At 48.4% G+C, this 19,243-nt stretch carries 14 protein-coding genes; 6 read left to right on the top strand and 8 right to left on the bottom strand.

What is annotated here, in order from left to right; genetic code table 11:
* Positions 1–28 precede the first annotated feature (28 nt).
* Positions 29–1,279 carry a PepSY-associated TM helix domain-containing protein gene (locus H579_RS0103005; RefSeq protein ID WP_028299447.1) on the bottom strand — a complete coding sequence of 417 codons (1,251 nt, stop codon included), beginning with the start codon at positions 1,277–1,279 and terminating at the stop codon, positions 29–31.
* A gap of 136 nt (positions 1,280–1,415) precedes the next feature.
* Between H579_RS0103005 and H579_RS29815 the strand changes: the two genes are divergently transcribed.
* The 3 genes from H579_RS29815 (at position 1,416) to H579_RS0102995 (ending at position 4,112) form a co-directional block, all read left to right on the top strand.
* Positions 1,416–1,544, top strand: coding sequence for a hypothetical protein (locus tag H579_RS29815; protein WP_281166999.1), 129 nt, complete (start codon positions 1,416–1,418; stop codon positions 1,542–1,544).
* Between the two features lie 57 nt (positions 1,545–1,601).
* Entirely contained in the window at positions 1,602–2,573 is a 972-nt protein-coding gene (locus H579_RS0103000) for a LysR family transcriptional regulator (protein ID WP_028299446.1), read from the top strand.
* Positions 2,574–2,897: 324 nt separating this feature from the next.
* Entirely contained in the window at positions 2,898–4,112 is a 1,215-nt protein-coding gene (locus H579_RS0102995) for an MFS transporter (RefSeq protein ID WP_028299445.1), read from the top strand.
* A 135-nt stretch (positions 4,113–4,247) separates the two neighbouring features.
* Here H579_RS0102995 and guaA read toward each other — a convergent pair whose 3' ends face one another.
* Positions 4,248–5,825, bottom strand: coding sequence for a glutamine-hydrolyzing GMP synthase (gene guaA, locus H579_RS0102990; RefSeq protein WP_028299444.1), 1,578 nt, complete (start codon positions 5,823–5,825; stop codon positions 4,248–4,250).
* Between the two features lie 216 nt (positions 5,826–6,041).
* Positions 6,042–7,511, bottom strand: coding sequence for an IMP dehydrogenase (gene guaB, locus H579_RS0102985; RefSeq protein WP_028299443.1), 1,470 nt, complete (start codon positions 7,509–7,511; stop codon positions 6,042–6,044).
* 325 nt (positions 7,512–7,836) lie between these two features.
* Between guaB and xseA the strand changes: the two genes are divergently transcribed.
* Together xseA and H579_RS0102975 are read left to right on the top strand one after the other, a co-directional pair.
* Positions 7,837–9,321: an exodeoxyribonuclease VII large subunit gene (gene xseA, locus H579_RS0102980; RefSeq protein WP_051227258.1), complete on the top strand. Its 1,485-nt coding sequence runs from the start codon at positions 7,837–7,839 to the stop codon at positions 9,319–9,321.
* A 100-nt stretch (positions 9,322–9,421) separates the two neighbouring features.
* Positions 9,422–10,348, top strand: a complete 927-nt coding sequence (locus H579_RS0102975) for a peptidoglycan DD-metalloendopeptidase family protein (RefSeq protein WP_028299441.1) — start codon at positions 9,422–9,424, stop codon at positions 10,346–10,348.
* Between the two features lie 64 nt (positions 10,349–10,412).
* Here H579_RS0102975 and H579_RS0102970 read toward each other — a convergent pair whose 3' ends face one another.
* Both H579_RS0102970 and H579_RS0102965 read right to left on the bottom strand, forming a co-directional pair.
* Positions 10,413–12,350 carry an alkaline phosphatase D family protein gene (locus H579_RS0102970; protein WP_028299440.1) on the bottom strand — a complete coding sequence of 646 codons (1,938 nt, stop codon included), beginning with the start codon at positions 12,348–12,350 and terminating at the stop codon, positions 10,413–10,415.
* 265 nt (positions 12,351–12,615) lie between these two features.
* Positions 12,616–14,244 carry a methyl-accepting chemotaxis protein gene (locus tag H579_RS0102965; RefSeq protein ID WP_028299439.1) on the bottom strand — a complete coding sequence of 543 codons (1,629 nt, stop codon included), beginning with the start codon at positions 14,242–14,244 and terminating at the stop codon, positions 12,616–12,618.
* A 336-nt stretch (positions 14,245–14,580) separates the two neighbouring features.
* Here H579_RS0102965 and H579_RS24005 point away from each other — a divergent pair, with 336 nt between their 5' ends.
* The gene (locus H579_RS24005) at positions 14,581–15,207 is read left to right on the top strand and encodes a tetratricopeptide repeat protein (RefSeq protein WP_051227257.1); all 627 of its coding nucleotides are present in this window, start codon (positions 14,581–14,583) and stop codon (positions 15,205–15,207) included.
* 290 nt (positions 15,208–15,497) lie between these two features.
* Here the strand turns inward: H579_RS24005 and H579_RS27565 are convergent, their stop codons facing one another.
* From H579_RS27565 to cysN, 3 genes are all read right to left on the bottom strand, one after another.
* Positions 15,498–16,199, bottom strand: coding sequence for a retron system putative HNH endonuclease (locus H579_RS27565; protein WP_084623864.1), 702 nt, complete (start codon positions 16,197–16,199; stop codon positions 15,498–15,500).
* Positions 16,200–16,205: 6 nt separating this feature from the next.
* Positions 16,206–17,642 carry an AAA family ATPase gene (locus tag H579_RS23995; RefSeq protein WP_051227255.1) on the bottom strand — a complete coding sequence of 479 codons (1,437 nt, stop codon included), beginning with the start codon at positions 17,640–17,642 and terminating at the stop codon, positions 16,206–16,208.
* A gap of 174 nt (positions 17,643–17,816) precedes the next feature.
* Positions 17,817–19,238, bottom strand: a complete 1,422-nt coding sequence (cysN, locus tag H579_RS0102945) for a sulfate adenylyltransferase subunit CysN (RefSeq protein WP_028299438.1) — start codon at positions 19,236–19,238, stop codon at positions 17,817–17,819.
* Between the last annotated feature and the right edge of the window lie 5 nt (positions 19,239–19,243).

The following is a 19,243-nucleotide window of genomic DNA, read 5'->3' as shown; positions in this document are numbered from 1 at the left end:
CACAGTTAGACTCAAGCTATCTGTAGCCTCAGCTAGCTTGAGTCCTGTTAGTAACCTGATGCTTTCTGGCTCGCCATTTCATCCAGCCCACCTTCGCACCACTATAAATCAATAGCATCAAACCGAAGCTACTCAGTAAGACAAATGCCTGCCCTGCCCAACCCAGCTTTGCCATATGCAGAGCTGAAATCAGATTGGTAAAGCTATCCCCGGCCGCTTTTTGACTGGCTAGATACTCGGCTAACTTTTCGCCACTGGCCGCATCAAACCATACAGAAGTACGGATATGCTCGGCACTGATATCCAGCGAGGTATAAGCCCGATACATATAGACGCCTTTAAAGCTGGAATAGGATATGCCTTGAGCAGACAGTACTTCAAAACTCTGTTGCTCAGCCAATTCAGCCATATGCTGTTTACCTACCTTCGCCGCCTGCGACCAGGACATAGGGCTTTCCCGGCCCTCATTAGAAACAGACAACTCCAGATGAGCTTGCTGTCGATCAGCAAACAGATCTAACACCGGGTGATAAATATCCTTCAGATTAAAGGCGATACCCGAAACAATAAAAACCAATATCATAGGTGTCAGTATCAAACCTAACCAGCGATGCCAGACAAACTGCTTTTTAAACTCACTTTGAGAACGAGCTTGCTGCACTGGCTTAAAATGCCAATATCCCAGCCAATTCAACCACTTGTGTTTTGCTCTAGTCTGCCGCCCCTGAGGCCAGGTTAACAACCAACCGAGCATCAGATGCAACAACCAAACAATAGCGAACCAACCTAACCACTGCGCGCCTGTAGCCCCTAACAATAGTGAGTAGTGCAGTCGATACACCAAAGGCATCAGATTGACCAGCGGCTGATCAATGGAACCCCAAGTGCGGCCACCCAGCACTTCGCCGGTATACGGGTTTACAAAGACCTGGTTATGTTCAGGCGCTTGATAATTACCCTGTTTATCCACGGAACCTGCAAGCCAAAAAATCGAAGCTTTATCAGGAGAAACAGAAAGATCAAGCCAAGAGATACGACTGCCGGGATAAGCCTCGACAATCTTTTGCTCTAACTGATTGATAGGCAAGGCCTCTGCACCTTCATAGGCTTCAATATTCGTCAAAACCTTATTCAACACATAATCCAGTTCTGACTTAAAGACTAGAATGCTTCCTGTCAGCAACAACAGGAGCAATGGTATAGCGAGGAACACCCCGAACCAGCGATGAAACAGTAAAAACTTACGACGTAAATCAGCAGGAAAAAATCTTTTCCCCAAATTAATCTCCTTTCCATTCAGTACAACCACTCTTATTGAGCGTGTATATCAAATATCAAACCAGAGTCAAACTTTGCATAACCTTATTATCAAAGTTATTGTTCATTTATAGCTTCGATAACTTTGGTATAGAACGATGAACCCAATTGATACTCCCTATACTCCCGGCGCAGGTACTCAGTTTATGAACGGGCGGACCGAAGGATTGTCGGCTCTTGCCAATGGAGGCTTGCGTAAATCCGGTCACGCACCGGTAGCCGCATAAGAAGTTGGAAGCCTTGCCCGATAGGGCGGGGAGCAGTCACAATGCTAAAGGCTGGGTATGAAAGTAGAAGAGATTTATCGTCGGGATTTAAACCTATTAGTCGCACTGCAAATACTCGTTGAGGAACGCAGCGTCAGCCGAGCAGCGGATCGTTTGAATCTAAGCCAGTCCGCAATGAGTCGGGTTCTGGGGCGATTACGCAGCTTGTTGTCAGACCCATTATTTACACGTCAAGGACAGCACCTGGTCCCCACTGAAAAAGCTTTATCAATGAGTAGTGCTTTGGACGAGCCGCTTGGCTCACTGCAACAGCTTTTGTCTCCTATTGATTTTAACCCCAAGTCATGCGATCAAACCTTTACAATTTTAACAACTGATTATGCAATGCAGACTATTTTACCCTTTGCCTTGCCTCGTATGTATCAGGAAGCGCCTAATGCTGCATTTGAGCTTTTGCCGCTACAAGATGAGCATTTGAAAGAGCAACTCACATATGGTCGCGCCGACTTGGCTATTTGTCGCCCAATTTATTCTATCCCCCCTTTACAGTACGAGACATTGGGTCGTGTGGGGGTGTCTTGCCTATTATCTAAACAACATCCGTTAGCAAATCAGCCAATGTGCCTAGAGGATTATTTGAATTTTCCTCATGCCATGATTGCCATAAGTGATGGAGTCAAGGCCCTTATTGAACAAGCACTAGAGGATAAGCCCAAACGGCGTATGATTTTGAGGGCTTATCATTTAGAAGCGGCGTTGGCGATTGTTGACACGATGCAGGTTATTATCACGGTACCAGCTGATTTAGCTTACTTAGTTTCTGAGCGTTATGATCTGGTCGTAAAACCCTTACCCTTTCATTTTACACCGTTTGATTATTCCATGATCTGGCACCCTCGTTGTGAGCACTCGCCCACACAGGAATGGTTAAGAAGCATTGTTAAAGAAGAGTGTGGGAAGCTCATCGCCAAACGCGTAATTGATATGGGACTGGATGCAGAGTCTGATACCACAGCTTCACCTGACTAATCTTTCATGTATGCGCCTTAATCATAGCCCCCCGCAATAAAACGTTAATAAGTACTGTCGGGCTATTTTAGGGTTCCACCAAACAGCACAAAAACAGTAGCTATCAAGCCTTTTTAGGCCAATGTGATCTATGCACATCATGCATAGATCCCTTCACTTTTTATCATTTGAGTCCCTCTCAAATACTCCCTACACTCCGCCAATCTAGTAGCTGAGAGCACATATGCACTTATTCCCATCTACTTTTGCTAAGGCGCTGAGTTTGCCCTCTACCGAGGGGAAAAAAGGCAACCTCATCATTACAGGCATTATTAAGAGCAGCTTATGTTTACTTTCCGATTGCCACTCCTAGTTTGGCTAGGTATAGGGATTTTGATTACCAGTCTCGGGATCAGGCAATCCTTTGGCATTTTCATGACGCCTATTTCCGACTACTTTCATACAGGGCGAGAGTTCTTCAGTTTTGCTATTGCTTTGCAAAACCTACTGTTTGGAGCATTCCAACCGTTTGTTGGTATGGCCTCTGACCGCTGGGGACCAAAGCGCATCATCATTTTAGGTGCGATTGCTTACGCCTTAGGTTTATACCTAACGTCAATCGCGATAGAACCCACAATGATGTACCTATCACTAGGTGTACTGATTGGGTTTGGTTTAAGTGCTACCAGCTACGTGATTGTACTCGGCACAGTCGCGAAAGTAGTTCCCGCACAACACGCGGCAAAAGCCTTTGGCTTAACTACAGCTGCAGGCTCATTTGGTATGTTTGCTATGATCCCAGGGGCGCAGACATTGCTGAGTATTTATGATTGGCAAAGTGCGATGCAAATCTTTGCTGTGCTATGTAGCTTCATCATACTGTTTGCCTTCTTTATAAATACCGCTAAGAAAGAGGCCTCTACTCCGCATACGATGCAGGAAGACCTACAAACGCTAAAAGAAGCACTCAGAGAAGCGTTCTCGCACAAATCTTACTGGTTGATTCATCTTGGCTTTTTTGTGTGCGGTTTCCATGTCATGTTTATCGCTACACACCTGCCAAGCTATGTATTAGATAAGAGCCTACCGGCCTCTACGGCGGCGATGGCCCTAGCGTATGTGGGCATTTTTAATATCATCGGGTCGTACTTCTGGGGCGCCATGGCTGACCGCTACAGCAAACATTATGTGATGTCAGCTTTGTACTTTGTACGTACAGCCATAATCGCAGCCTTTGTGCTGACTCCAACGACAGAGCTAACTGCTGGCATCTTCGGTGCCGCCATCGGTTTTTGTTGGTTAGGAACCGTCCCGATTACATCTGGTTTAGTTCGCCAGATTTTTGGGGCTCGCTACCTATCAACCCTATACGGACTGGTGTTTTTCTCTCACCAAGTGGGCAGTTTTTTGGGGGCTTGGTTTGGCGGTGCCATCTACGACTACTACGGATCGTACGCCCCTGTATGGTGGTCAGCCGTTGTGCTCGCCTTTATCTCAGCATTGATTCATCTGCCAATCAATGACGAACCTGTGCCACGTTTGAGTGCGGCAACCGCGTAATAATGGAACGTCCCTAAACATAGTAAACGCAGACAAAACGGCTAGTTAAAAATAAAGATAAAAAATGCCAGGCAGTAATACTGGCTGGCATTTCATTCGTTTGCTAAAGGCTTTTTGAGCTATTGATAGCCAGCCTCACTCCCACTCAATGGTCGCTGGTGGCTTGCTGGATACATCGTAAGCCACACGGGAGATACCGCTGATCTCGTTAATGATACGGTTGGAAACCTTCTCCAGCAGCTCGTATGGCAGGTGAGCCCAGCGAGCGGTCATAAAGTCGATGGTTTCTACCGCACGCAGAGACACAACCCACTCGTAACGACGACCGTCGCCTACTACACCTACGGATTTAACCGGCAGGAAGACAACAAATGCCTGGCTGGTTTTATGGTACCAGTCGAAGTTGTGCAGCTCTTCGATAAAGATCGCATCCGCTTCACGCAGGATATCAGCGTATTCTTTCTTCACTTCGCCCAGAATACGTACGCCCAGACCCGGTCCCGGGAATGGGTGACGGTAAACCATATCGTATGGCAGACCCAGTTCCAGACCAATCTTACGGACTTCATCTTTGAACAGCTCACGCAGCGGCTCAACCAGTTCCATCTTCATGTCTTCTGGCAGACCGCCCACATTGTGGTGCGACTTGATCACGTGTGCTTTACCGGTTTTCGCCGCAGCAGACTCAATCACGTCTGGGTAGATGGTGCCCTGAGCCAGGAAGTTAACGTCTTTCAGCTTAGCCGCTTCTTCGTCGAACACTTCGATAAAGGTATTACCGATCACCTTACGCTTGGCTTCTGGATCGGATACACCCGCCAGTTTGCCCAGGAACAGCTCTTCTACGTCGGCACGGATCACTTTAACGCCCATGTTCTTGGCGAACATGTCCATCACCATATCGCCTTCGTTCTTACGCAGCAGGCCGTTATCAACAAATACACAGGTCAGCTGATCGCCAATTGCCTTGTGCAGCAGTGCCGCTACTACGGAAGAATCCACACCACCGGACAGACCCAGCAGGACTTTCTGATCGCCCACCTGAGCGCGAACACGCTCAATCTGGTCTTCGATAATGTTAGCTGCAGTCCACAGGGCTTCACAACCACAGATTTCCAGCAGGAAGTGCTCCAGCAGACGACCACCTTGCAGGGTATGGGTCACTTCTGGGTGGAACTGTACACCGAAGAAGTTCTTCTCGGCGTTGAACATACCAGCGATAGCACAGCTTGGGGTAGATGCCATCAGCTCAAAGCCTTCCGGCATTGCCACTACTTTATCACCGTGGCTCATCCAGACGTCCAGCAGTGCTTTGCCGTCAGTGTCTACATGATCTTTGATATCTTTGGTCAGGGTGTTGTCCGCTTCGATCTTCACCTGAGCGTAACCAAACTCACGGACATCGGAGCCTTCAACCTTGCCGCCCATCTGCTCAGCCATGGTCTGCATGCCGTAGCAGATACCCAGCACTGGCAGCCCCATGTTGAAGACACACTCAGGTGCGCGCGGTGAACCTTCTTCTGTCACCGACTCAGGACCACCCGCCAGGATGATGCCTTTAGGGTTATATTCGCGAATCTCTTCTTCGCTCATATCAAAGGCACGAATCTCACTGTAAACACCAATCTCACGTACACGGCGTGCAATCAGCTGAGTGTACTGAGATCCAAAGTCCAGAATCAGGACTTTCTGAGCATGAATATCTTGGCTCATTGTTTTACCAACCCATCAGAATAATGACGGCCTGCCCGGAATGGACAGCCTGCAAAAATAATTATCAAACAATTGCTCAAACCATAGTCGAGCAACTGTCGAAAGGAAACGGTGTTGCTCAACAGTTTTAAGCTAAGCAGTAAAGCGGTGACTTAATACTGGAGCTAAACAAAAAGTGGGGCACAAATGCCCCACTTTTTTACGCGCTCAGTCGAATCAGCCGACCCGATAGTTCGGTGCTTCTTTAGTGATCTGAACGTCGTGTACGTGAGATTCACGCATACCGGCACCGGTAATCTGTACAAACTGAGGTACAGTACGCATCTCTTCGATTGTCGCGCTACCGGTATAACCCATGGAAGAACGCAGGCCACCCATCAGCTGGTGAACAATCGCACTCATATGACCTTTGTAAGGTACGCGGCCTTCGATACCTTCAGGTACCAGTTTCTCTACACCCGCATTCTTGTCCTGGAAGTAACGGTCACTGGAACCCTGAGCCTGAGACATCGCACCCAGAGAACCCATGCCACGGTAGGACTTGTAAGAACGACCCTGGTACAACTCAATCTCACCCGGAGCCTCTTCAGTACCGGCTAACAGGCCACCAACCATGATCACGCTGGCACCCGCCACAATCGCTTTAGCCAGGTCACCGGAGAAACGTACACCACCGTCTGCGATCAGAGGGATATCATATTTTTTCAGAGCATCAGATACGTTAGCCACCGCAGAGATCTGAGGTACACCCACACCCGCAACGATACGAGTCGTACAGATAGAGCCTGGGCCAATACCCACTTTAACGGCATCTGCACCCGCTTCAGCCAGCGCTATCGCCGCTTCAGCTGTGGCGATATTACCGCCGATCACCTGAACCTGAGGGTGGTTTTCTTTCACCCAACGAACACGGTCGATAACACCTTTAGAGTGACCGTGAGCCGTATCCACAACGATCACGTCAACACCGGCTTCAACCAGTGCATTCACACGATCAGGAGTTTCTGGACCAGTACCTACCGCAGCACCCACACGCAGACGACCGTCTTCATCTTTACAAGCGTTCGGGTAAGTACGGGCTTTTTCGATATCTTTAACGGTGACCAGACCTTGCAGGTGGAACTCATCGTCCACGACCAGAATCTTTTCAATGCGGTACTGGTGCAGCTTTGCTTTGATCTCATCCAGAGACGCACCTTGCTTCACAGTCACCAGTTTATCTTTTGGTGTCATGATGTTAGCAACAACGTCATCCAGATTTGGCTTAAAGCGGAAGTCACGGCTGGTTACGATACCCACCAGCTCGTCGCCTTCGACTACAGGCATACCAGAGAAACGGGTTTCATTGGTCAGTTCCAGCAACTCCTGAACGGTGGTGTTTGGAGTAACGGTAACAGGATCTTTTACGATAACACTTTCGTGTTTCTTAACCTGACGCACCTGCTGAGCTTGCTGCGCGATGGTCATGTTTTTGTGGATGATACCAATACCACCTTCCTGAGCCATGGCAATCGCCAGACGGGCTTCAGTAACGGTATCCATCGCGGCGGAAACCAGCGGGATATTCAGGGTGATATCACGGGTAATTCGGGTCTTCAGACTAACGTCGTTTGGTAAAACTTCGGAGTAGCCTGGAACCAGCAAAACATCATCAAAAGTAAGCGCTTCTTGAGCAATACGTAACATATTCCGCGAGCCTGCTGAACAGTGAGGATAAAAAGAAGATTAACCTGCTATTTTATCGTAAGATTCAATTTCCGTAAACCTGAAGCACCATAACTTTTACTGTTTTCAATTTCATGAACGGTATTTTCTGCTTTTTGCTATTGTCTTGTGGAATAACTGCGGAGTAACGTCAGAATCAGTCCCCCCAGAGTGTTAAACTTCTCTTATTAAACCGAGTTAAACTAAGCATTTTTGCAGTCAGTGTTTTTCGCCTTCTTGTGAATCATGGACTGGCAATAAGCTGCGCGATAAATCTTCGGTGATCAAACAGTTAAACGGAACCTTTATGCACACCTCACCTTCCCCTGTCAGCAACATTGGCCAACCGGTGTTTACCGTGACGGAACTGAACCGTCGGGTACGCCAGATACTGGAAGGTGAATTTCCGCTGATCGTGGTGCAAGGCGAAATATCCAACTTAAGTGCGCCGGGCTCCGGCCATCTCTATTTCAGCCTGAAGGATGAGCAAAGCCAGGTGCGTTGTGCCATGTTCCGTAACCGAGCCCAGATGCTGGCCTTTAAGCCGAAAAATGGCGACAAAGTGCAACTGCATGCCCGAGTCAGCCTGTACGAGGGTCGAGGTGATTATCAACTGATTGCCGAGACCATGGAGGAACAGGGCCGTGGGGCATTGATCCGTGCCTTTGAAGCGTTAAAGCATCGCTTAAAAGAAGAAGGCCTATTTGATCGCAGCTATAAAAAAGCACTGCCACCCATACCGGATGTGATCGGACTGGTCACTTCGCCCACAGGGGCTGCGGTCAAAGATATGATCACGGTACTAAAACGCCGTTTCCCACTGGCCGAGGTAGTGATCTACCCGGCAGTGGTGCAAGGCACCGAAGCGCCAGCTTCTATCGCCCGCGCTATTGAGCTGGCTCATCTCCATGGCACAGCTGATCTGCTGATTGTCGGTCGAGGCGGCGGCAGTCTGGAAGACCTGTGGGCGTTTAACGATGAACGCGTCGCCAGAGCGATCTTTACCAGCCATATTCCTATTGTTAGCGCCGTAGGCCACGAAACCGATATCACCATCTCCGATTATGTCGCCGATTTAAGAGCACCAACGCCTTCGGCGGCGGCAGAGCTGGTCAGCCCGGACTTGGATCAGTGGCAACACTGGCTGCAGCAGGCAGAAAGCAAAATCGAGCAATCGATGCAACGTGTGCTGCAGGAGCACCAGCAACAGCTGGATTATCTGGAACACAGATACCAGCGCTGCTATCAAGGCCTGCTGCAACAGGATCAGCTACTGGGCCAATTGGAGCAACGTCTGACCCAGGCGATGCAACAACGACTGCAACGGGACAAACAACAACTGCAGGTCTACCGCCCCCAACTGCGTCATCCCAAAGAACAGATGCAACAGCAACAGGCCCAGCTGGAAAATCTAAGCAAACGGCTACACTTCAGTTTTCAGCAGCAGGAGCAGAAAACTCAGCAACAGCTGGAACAACTCAGCCAACGCCTGCTTCGCGCCAGCCCTGACAAAAAGCAGCAACAACTGAGTGATAACCTGAGCCGCTTGGAACAAAGGCTCTACAAAAGTGTGCAAAATCAACTTGATAAACAGAAACAGACACTGGCACAGTTAAGCCATAGCCTTGAGACAGTTAGCCCATTAGCCACTCTGTCCCGGGGTTATGCTATCGTTGAAGATACGAACGGAGAGATTATCCGGCACACTGATCATGTGGCCGTCGGAGATACCGTGACAGCAAAACTGGCACAGGGAAAACTGGTCTGCCAGGTACAGGACAAACAACAATAAACCACTGGTGCATAAAAACTTTTCTGGCCTGTGCACCGGGGCAGCATATTAGGAAAAATTCCGCTAATATGCGTGTCAGGAGTTAATTCAGGGGATTATTATGCGTGACAACACACCCTTAACAGGTCGGCGTAGTTTTGGTGCTTTACTGACTACCGGACTACTGACTGCTATTTTAAGCCTGCCTGCTCACGCAGAGTACAACCCCAGGGCAAACCCAGTACCCGGTGGAGTCATCGTTATTGAGCTGCCCAACTCCATCGGTGAAGGCGTACCGGAAGCCTATTTCCGTGGTAAACGCGTCTACACCATGAACCGCGCCTATAATAAACGCAGCGATGATCGCTGGGTGGCCTGGGTTGGTTTATCGCAAAATCTGGGCGCAGGTAAACACAGTCTGGATATTCGCCAGCCCGGTGGTAAAAACCGCAGCGTGTATATTGATGTGGTGGAGCCAGAATATAACGGTGAAAAACGCCTCGCGAGCCGCGCACCACTACGTACCGATCTCACGTCAACGCAGCGCCAAACCATCGCTAAAGACGAGCAACAGATTAATAGCGTGATCCAAAATTGGAGCAACGGCGAACCCGATAGTCGACCCTTCCTGCACCCCACTAACGGTAAGATACTGAAACCCTTTGGCCAGCGTATCTTTTATAATCAGGAACTGGTCTATAACCACAACAGCGTGGATCTGTCAGGACAGCGGGTTATTGCGCCAGCCAGTGGTCGCATCGCTCTAATTAAAGATATGTTCTACCAAGGCACTCATGTGGTACTTGATCACGGCAGTGGCTTATTTACTCAATACAGTCATTTGCAAGCCGTTAACTTCCGTATACGTGAAGGTCAGTGGATTAATCGTGGTGAGGAGATCGGCAAGATCGGCACTACAGGTAAACAGATTATCTTTGGCAAGAGTTTTGCCGCGCCGATTACAACGCCACACTTGGGCTTTAGCGTTAGCCTGAATGGCGAGTATGTTAATCCGGAGCTGTTTTTGACACCGGCTCGGGCCCAATAAAACGCCTTTAATATCAAACACCTCACGATGTGGATAACCCAGTTATCCACATCGTCGTCCCTGATTAATCCCAATGGGCCTCATGCTCTCTGGGGTCAAATTCAATATCCCGCCCATCGGCACATAGCTGCATCACCAGTGTGGGCCGACCATCATCACTTAACTCAACATAACCAATCCCCGAAGCATTCAACAAACGCTCTCCAGGGTCCGCAGAGTCTGGTTTTCTCGGAATAATGCGCATCTTACGCCGCTTGGTAAACCAGTTCAGCGGTGATACCGGGCTGTAGAGCCAACGGTTTAAACGGTCAAATACTGTCAGTAGCTTTTCCGGGAACTGGTTTTTGATACCACTGCTGGTGATCTGCCAGATATCCTGCCCACGTTTATCGCTTTTCAGCTCAATATCGTAGACAAAGGAGTAGTGCACATCGCCCGACAGAATGACAAAATGTTTCGGTGTATTCCCATGGCGGAACAGATTCATCATGGCATAGGCAGCACCGGGATGCGCCATCCAGTTCTCGGCGTCTACCATTAGAGGCTTACCGCACCAGGTGAATACTTTCTGTACCGCCTCAATCAACTTCACACCAAAAACAGGCGCAGGGGATACCATAACCACCGCTTCTTTACCGATTAACAGTTGCTGCAGATCGGATAACGCCTCCCAATCCATCAATCCTGATGGCTGATTCAGCCCTTTTTCCGAGCGCCAGCGATGGGTGCGGGTATCCAGTACCACTAAGGCAGGGCTCGTGGGCCATTGATAATGCCATTGATTAAAACGGTTCAGATGACTAACCAACAGATCATGGGCTTCTGTGCCAGGCTGTTTCAACACCTGCCCGACCTGATTCATTAAGGTATCAGGAAAACGTTCAGGGGCATTCCCCCACCCCTGACAAACCAGATAGCCCAATAATGCATTGCCGATAATGCGACGTGAGAAAGGGTGTTCGTATGCGGTCTGCTCCCAACCGGCGGTCAGATTCCAATCATCTGTCACATCGTGATCATCAAAAATCATCGCCACCGGCAGATGAGCCATCACTCTCTGAACACGAGCCAAACCGTCACTGAACAGCTGCAGATTGTCATACTCTTTCCGGTAGCGTTCCGCCTGAGCAGTCTCCAGGCCTAAAGGCTCATTCTGATGCAGCACAGTCCACCCCGCAGGAGACCAGACCAACAGATACATCGCCAACACTTCACCCAGAGACACCAGATGATTGTGAGCCGTATCCGTTGTAAACACCGGCTTGCGTACACCTTCAAATACCCGCTTTCTGACATCCTTATCTGGTCGGGTCATCGGTAGCAGGTTCTCACGCTGATAGTAATAAGCCTGACTGCCATGCAGCTCATGAGTACTATCCAGTTTAGCCCCCGGCAGCGTCTCGACCGGTAGCTTCAGTAAACCCAGCAGCTCATGAATCGCTACCAGCATAGGCGCGGCTACATCATCCGCATAGATCTGATCTCCGCTCATCATTAACAACGCGGGCCAGAGCGCTGGATCATGCAGATACTCCTGTACCTGTTGATCTGCTCTTAATAAACCATCCTGCCCCGGGAAATGAGGCTTGCGACAGGAACCGTGCAGTAGGCGATCCAACTTGGAACGCAGCACAAAACCTGGCGTATCCTTACCGGGATAGCACAGATCTGGGGCCCACTGACGCCAGTTTTGCCAACTGGCTGTCTCCGATTGCTCCTCAGGCATCAACTCCAGCTGATAACCGATCCAGCAATCCTGCGGTAATGGCTCATTTAACGCCAGATCGATCAGACAGAAATAGAGCGACTCACCCGCCACCAACACACAACACGCATCGGTCATAACCGACTGATCAATAAAACGGGCACTGCCATTCTCAGGCAACAGCGTTAAACGCAGTTGCACAGGCGAGGTCGTCGCTAACCAGAAGGTTAAACGATCAGGGGTTAAACGGCGCAGTATCGGACCGGCCAGAACCAGAGGCAACGGACAATCGGGCATAACATCATCCTGTGTTAATTGCAGCAATCCAACATGATTAAAGCATGCCAGGATGCCAAAGGTCAGCTATAAAGCGAATGATTTCACAGAGTTAGTGTGAATAAGAGTGATAAGTCTACGATTGGTTCCCCCAGCCATAATCCTTTAAAGGAGCCCCATCGCAGACATAAGAGAGAGATGATCACAGCACTCAATCAGTCAGCCCGTATTACGCGCAGCATGACACGGATAGGCAGCAGATAAACGAACCGACTGAATAATCTGGCTATAGCTTAAAGCGGGAAGCTAGCTGGCTCAGATGTTCACTTTCATTTTGCAGTGCCTGACAGGCCTGCTCCGTAGCCAAGGCCCCCTGTGCAATACTGTCCGATGCCGCATGAATCGTACCCACGCTGTCACCCAGATTACGGGCCACCTGAGTTTGCTCTTCCGTGGCTGTCGCGATCTGGCGGCTCATACCGGCAATCGTTTCAGAAGCCATCAAAATATTGCCAAAGGATGTCCCCGCCTGACGCACCTGGTCCAGCCCCATCTGCATCTGTTCTTGGCTGGTGGTCATCATCTCAGCCGCTTGTCCTGCATGGCTTTGCAGCGAGGTGATAATCTCGGCAATCTCACCCAACGATGATTGCGTTTTCTGCGCTAGCTGACGTACCTCATCAGCCACCACCGCGAACCCTCGCCCTGCTTCTCCGGCCCGTGCCGCCTCAATCGCCGCATTCAGTGCCAGCAGATTGGTTTGCTCGGTAATGGTGCCGATCACTTCCGAGATCACACTGATACTATGGCTGTCTTCCTGCAGTTTCAAAACCACCTCAGCCGTACGGGTTAATGCCGTTGATAACGCCTCACTCTGCAGCACTGATTGCTGAATATTACTTTGGCTGTCATGGGCTTCCTGCTGCGCCTGACTGGATTGTTCAGAGGCTTCAACCGTGCGGTGAGTCACCTCAACAAAACCGGCCTGCATCTGTTCTGTCGCCGTCGCTATCTGCGCGATCTCACTGCGTTGAGTTTCCAGGCTGAGCGAGGTCTCATTCACTCTTTGCTGCAACTGACAACTGGTTGCTTCAAGTGTCGCTACGCTGTCGTTGATCTCCCTTGCCAACACAGTCAAACCATCCTGCATCCGGGTAAAGGATTTGGCTGCCGCACCCAACTCATCCTTGGCAAAATCGGCCGGGTCCAGCTTTTGATGTAAATGTCCCCGCTCAACAGCCTGCATCTGGGAAATCAGTTTATCCAACGGGCGGCTGACTTTACGGGATATCGCAACGCCCATAATCAGAATTGCAACCGCCACCAGCACACCGATCACCGCCGTCTGCATAATCAGAGATTCAATATTTCTGGCCTCTGCCAGCTTAATATCAATCGCTTCTTTTTCCAGATCCTGCTGTAAGCGACCTAACAGATCCACAATGGCATTAAAAGGAGCCAACATGGGCCCTAACATCTCACGGCGCGCGGCATCGATCCTGCCATCATCAATCAGCCGAATATAGTTTTCCTGCATACCCCGATAATCATCAATGCGACGACGATAGTCTTCGAGATCATTACGAATCTGCGCAGTATCGGCCAGGGAATTCATATGAGACATCGCCTCAGCCACTTGTTCATCGTTGTACTGAATGGTTTGCAGAATTTTATTGTGCTCAGCCTGATCATTGGTCAAGCCATAGTCCAGAGCAAAGCGGCGATAAGTCACCGTGTAATAGCGCAGATCAGATACCGTGGTTAACAGGCTGACATTACGATCAACCACAGTGACAAACTGCTGCTGAACGCTATTAATCGCCAGTAACAGATAGATACCAAGTAACAGTGTCGCGGCTATAGCGGCCCCAAAAGACAGCTGTAACGCCCGGGTAATGGATAAGCGATTAAACATAGAAAACTCCCGTCATCGGAATACGTTGTCATTCAGCATAGAGCCAATCACACACTTCGACCCCAAGTCTTGCCAAATTGCAGTACTGATACGTATTCTGTGGCAATTTAGTCAAAGTTATAAGCTATTAATATCTATCAACTCAATCGTCAAAAACAATCGCGTAGAAGAGCGAGACCAATTAGCCCCCACACAGATTGTTAAACCATGCAAAGGCACGTATCGACATGTAATGTCGTGTAATAGCACTTATCTTAAGATTTATATAGAATCCACCATAGAGTAAAAAACCTATTTTTGAAAAACATCTATTATCAAACTTAAAAGCTAATCCTCATGAACAAATATATTATCAGCCCCATTTTGTTATATTTGTCTTTAAGCCTCCTACCGACATACGCCAAATCTTTTAATGAAGGAGTCAGGGCATTCCAGCAAAAAGATTTTTCTGAAGCATATGACATCTTCAAAACATTAGGCTCGCAGAAAATGCCAGAGGCTAAATATTACTTAGCACTTATGTACGACCAAGGTAAAGGTGTCTCGAAAAACTACTCCAAAGCAGCCAAGCTGTATCATCAAGCCGCTAACCTGGGTTATGCCGAAGCACAATATAATCTCAGCATCATGTTTCGAACGGGGGATGGCGTACAGAAGAACTATAACGAATCAGTAAAGTGGGCTCGCTTAGCTGCAGAGCAGGGACATAGTGAAGCACTATATTATTTAAGTGGACTATATGAATTAGGACTAGGGGTAACCGCCAACCCAGTCATGGCTCAAACACTCAAGATACTGGCGGCAGAAAAAAGCCATTCTCTGGCAAAAAAAAGCATCAATCACAGCACCCATCTGCTAACAGATGATCAGCTAGCTGAAGCCCGCACTATGGCTGCGCGGTGGCATAAAGGGAAGCCTTTACCCTTGTATAAAGATTTTACTACGTTACGCAAGCTCAATTAAATTCAGGTATTAGCCAAGGTTTGCTGAAAAAGACACTGAGATTGATTCATGATAAGGCGATGGCCTGCTACTATAAACTGCGGTTTAGTGGCGCCTCAGCTGCTTGAAAACACCAACATATTGGACCTGGGAGCAGCCCGGGGCGTGACTGCTACGCCTTGGCACATCTGGTAGGTGAAAATAGCACAGAGGGTGGCTGCTGCTAGGCGGTCATCAAGTACAAAATAAGAGAGCATCCGAGGAAAACTCTTCGATGCTCCTTCAGAGTAGCTGATGTAGGCATAATGAAGTTAATCAGGAATGAGAAGCTGTTTTCTGGTTGTCCAAAATGAAACCAGCGCACCTTCTCGAGCACTCAACTCTTGTTGAATAAAGAACTGTAATTGCTCTGGCTGCTTAACCAACTCTGCACTCAACCGAGATAGTTGATCAATGACATCCCCCCTTAAGCGCTTTAAGCGTCGGCAGTTCAGGTTCAAAACATCAATCGTGTGCTGCGCTCGCTCTGATTCCTGAGCATTTAGATTATCATGAGGAACAATCTCCCCATCAAGCTCATAGAAAAAATAACGCTCACAATCAGCTTCCGTTGGCCTGATAAACAGAGCTTCATCGAACTCATTGCTTGATTTGAGTAGTGCGTGACCGCAGCTGACAGGATATGGGTCTTCTTCTGAGGCAGGAACCTCACCACCACCTTTAAAACACGACAGCATTAGATTCTTATATTCGAAAGTAAGCTCTGGGTTTAGTGATTTGGAAAGAATATGTTCGATATGAAAACCCAACTGCGGGTGTAGTAGACTGATCTCACAATACGCACAAAGTGACTTCTGACATACCAGCAGGTTAGTGGTTAACTCATGCACTCTCCCACGTCCCCTTTCTCCCTTTTTGTAGTTACGCCAAGCTCCGCCAGGATTATCAACAGGTTTTAACTGCCTCTTTCCTAATAGCAGTGGTGCCTGATCTTCATGAGAAAAATACTTCATTAACGACTATTCCGTATGACGCACTGCCCGCCAGTAATTAATTCTTGTATTTGCGAGCTGTAACTGATCATGATTTGCACCATAATGACGCTCTAAACCAGCTCTCATCTGCAAGACTTCAGTGCTATCAATGTCACCTCGGTTAATCTTCTTTAGGTACTGAGTCAACAGATCTGAATATTCATCTCTAGGCCTAGAGGATACGTGCATTACATCTTCCAAAACGGTCCTGCTTTCCTCTCCCAAAGTATGAACTGAAGGTTCAACCGCTCGATCGCCATCAATAAGACGAATACATTCTTTTGGAACCGTGGTTAAAACCTGAGGACTATGGGTGGTAACGATAAACTGAATTTTGGGAAAAGCTCGACGCAGAGCCCCTAAAATCTGCTGTTGCCATTCGGGATGAAGAAACATATCCACTTCATCAATCATAATGACCCCGTATGAATCTAAAGCAGCTCTTGCTCCCAAATGAGGGTTTAACTTACTACAACGAAATGCAATATCTGCAACCATTACAATAGTGTTTCTCAAACCATCACTTAACATACTTAAAGGCATTATGCCGTGTTCTTTATGGCTTAAGACAATCTGCTGCTGATTGCTAGAACTATATGCAATTTTCCCCCAACCGGTTATCGGGGCGACAACTTCATCAACAGCCTTCACAACTACATCAATACTATCTTTCAGCCATTGATCGTTTGAATCTATTGATGTACTACGCTCAAGTGCCTCAATTTGCTTTTCCCTGTAGCTACGATAAATCCAACCGAACCAGTCTTCGAACTGTTTATAAGCTGATGAGGCAGTTAAACAGTCTCTATAACCCCAACTTCTGGAAAAGGCATCCTGTTCTAGTTTTTTATCCTTAACTTGAGAGCTATATCGTCCCTGATACCACAAGCGACCAGTTCCAAGATAAGAGATCACCGGAAAGCCTATCGAAGCCTCTGATAAAGCAATCGAATCAAGTGAGTTAAATTGACTGGCTTGGAAGGCTTTACCTAATTGGGTAAGCCCCTTTGTTCCTTTATCGCCTAGAGTATTAGTCCCCTTTTTAATTTTCTCGCGCGTTTGCAGCCAAACACATTGCAGATCTGCCTCAGAAAACAATAATGCCTCTGACTTAGTGGTATTGGTATTCAGTTCTGGCCAAAAACCTGAAGCCTCAATACTCGAGGGCAGAACAGGCTCCATCACACCTCTTTGAAGAGGTAAGCGCCTCACATCATCTGGTTGAATAGTTGCAGATTTACCCGTTTGACCACCCAGATCAAACGCTTTTACAAAAGGCCAGACTGCAATCCGTGCAGCATCCAACAGAGTCGTTTTACCTGCCCCATTCGGTGCAATTAATACGGTTAGATTCGGATGTAGATCTAATTCAAACTGCTCAAAACAACGAAAGTTCTGAATTTTTAATCGTGTTAAGCGCATAAGTAATAGGAACCCTTATCCAATGACTGCAAGAAATACTAGAGTCGAAAAATTTTACCTCATTGGCTAAACAAGTCACACCATAAAAAAACCGCCAAACGCATTACTGAGTTGGCGGTAAAATCAACAAACAAAACGTCACTCAAATCAGAGTAACGTTTGCTTCAAGGAGAATTATTTCAGCAACTTGCTGACATCCTTAGCTTCCCAGTGCGGGAAATGCTTACGAATCAGAGCGTTCAGCTCCTGCTCGAAGGCGCTGACTGGGCCAACTGCAGTTTGCTCGCTTTGCTCAGCAGCGGCTTCGATCATACCTGCACCGATAGTGCCATTGGACAGATGGTCGATCACGATAAAGCTACCGGTGAAGCGGCTGTCCTGGTAAGGATCAAATACCACCGCTTCGGTCAGCTCAACGGTAACCAGTGCGATGCCATTCAGTGGCAGCTCATCGGTACTGGATTTTTCTAGGGTATTCACGTCGATCTGATGTTCAATGCTGGTCACATAACCGGTGGTGAAATCGGTACCGACTTTAAAGTTGTACTGCTTGCCGACTTCCAGTGGCTGCTCATGCATCCACACCAGGTGAGCGCTAAAACAGTTGCTGACCAGAGCATCTTTACCGGTTTCAACCAGTACATCGCCACGGGAGATATCGATCTCGTCGTTCAGGGTCACCGTAATAGCTGAGCCAGCCTGCGCCTGCTCCAGTTCACCTTCGTAGGTGATAATGGATTTAACGGTGCTGGTCTTGCCCGATGGCAGCGCTGTGATCTGCTGACCTTTACGCACTACACCTGCAGCTACCGTGCCGCAGAAACCACGGAAGTCCAGGTTAGGACGGTTCACGTACTGTACTGGGAAGCGCAGATCTTCCAGTGCGATATCATGGCTAACTTCAACGTTTTCCAGAATGTTCATCAGCGGCTCACCCTGGTACCAAGGCATTTGCGTGCTGTTTTCTACCACGTTTTCGCCTTTCAGAGCGGAAACCGGTACAAACTGGAAGTCAGGAATACGTAGATCTTTGGCAAACTCTTTATAGTCCGCCACGATCTCGTTAAAGCGCTCTTCACCGTACTCGACCAGGTCCATCTTGTTCACCGCCACGATCACGTGTTTGATGCCCAGCAGGGAGACAATAAAGCTGTGACGACGGGTCTGGGTCAGTACACCATGACGAGCGTCGATCAGGATGATCGCCAGTGATGCAGTGGATGCACCGGTCGCCATGTTACGGGTGTACTGCTCGTGCCCTGGGGTGTCGGCAATAATAAATTTACGCTTATCGGTAGAGAAATAACGGTATGCCACGTCGATGGTGATACCCTGCTCACGCTCGGATTGCAGACCGTCTACCAGCAGCGCCAGATCCACTTCTTCACCAGTGGTACCGCTTTTCTTGCTGTCTTTACTGATCGCAGCCAGCTGATCTTCATAGATCATTTTGGAATCGTGCAGCAGGCGGCCAATCAGGGTACTTTTACCATCATCCACGCTACCGCAGGTGATAAAACGCAGCAGGTCTTTCTGTTCGTGCTGTTTCAGATACGCTTCAATATCTTCCGCAATCAAGTCGGATTGGTGAGACATTTTGT

Origin of the sequence: Oceanospirillum beijerinckii DSM 7166 (assembly GCF_000422425.1) — a bacterium.
Classification (GTDB): domain Bacteria; phylum Pseudomonadota; class Gammaproteobacteria; order Pseudomonadales; family Halomonadaceae; genus Oceanospirillum; species Oceanospirillum beijerinckii.
This window is presented reverse-complemented; position numbering and strand designations above follow the sequence as displayed.